This window comes from Kitasatospora indigofera (assembly GCF_014655955.1).
GTDB lineage: Bacteria > Actinomycetota > Actinomycetes > Streptomycetales > Streptomycetaceae > Kitasatospora > Kitasatospora indigofera.
On sequence record NZ_BNBO01000181.1, the window covers coordinates 1 to 654 of the forward strand.

The window sequence follows — 654 nt, forward strand, 5'->3', positions numbered from 1 at the left end:
GAGGGGCCGCTACGGCTGCGGGGCGAGGGTGGCGGTGAGGCCGCTCAGGAGGATGTCGAGGCCGCGTTCGAGTTCGGCGGCGCCGTCGTAGGTGGCCAGGGTGGTGGCGAGGCCGCGTAGGAGGGGGAATTCGCCGATCGGCAGTCGGTGGAGTCCCAGGCGTAGCAGGTCGTCGGTCTCGTCGGGGTTGTCGACGAGTTCCTGGAGTTCGTTGAGGACGTGGCCGTGCAGGAGACCGAACAGGGCGCGGTATATGTGCAGGGCGTCGGGGCCGCTGAAGCCGGCCCGGGTGAGCAGGGTGAGGACGGCTTCGAGGGGGCGCAGGGTGCCGCGGGGGCGCAGGGCCAGCGGTGTTGCGAGAGGGCGGGTGACCAGGAGCGGCACGGCGTTCGGGTGGGTCAGTGCGAGATCTCGGAAGCGGTGGGCGACGGCGCGCAGTTGGCCCGACCAGTCCGGGTCGGTGGAGTCGACGGTGAGCCGGTCGAGGACGATTTCGGCGATGCCGTCGAGGAGGGCGGCCTTGTTGGTCGCGTAGCGGTAGAGGCTCATCGGGTCGTGGTCGAGCGCGCGGGCCAGGCGGCGCATCGACAGCTTGTCGACGCCCTCGCGGTCGATGATCTCCAGGGCGCAGGCGAGCATCCGTGCGCGGCTCAG

General features: G+C 71.3%; 1 protein-coding gene. It reads right to left on the reverse strand.

What is annotated here, in order from left to right; all coding sequences use genetic code 11:
- Positions 1 to 9 precede the first annotated feature (9 nt).
- On the reverse strand, positions 10 to 654 hold a 645-nt coding region (locus IE329_RS40060; RefSeq protein WP_229928171.1), incomplete at its 5' end, for a TetR/AcrR family transcriptional regulator.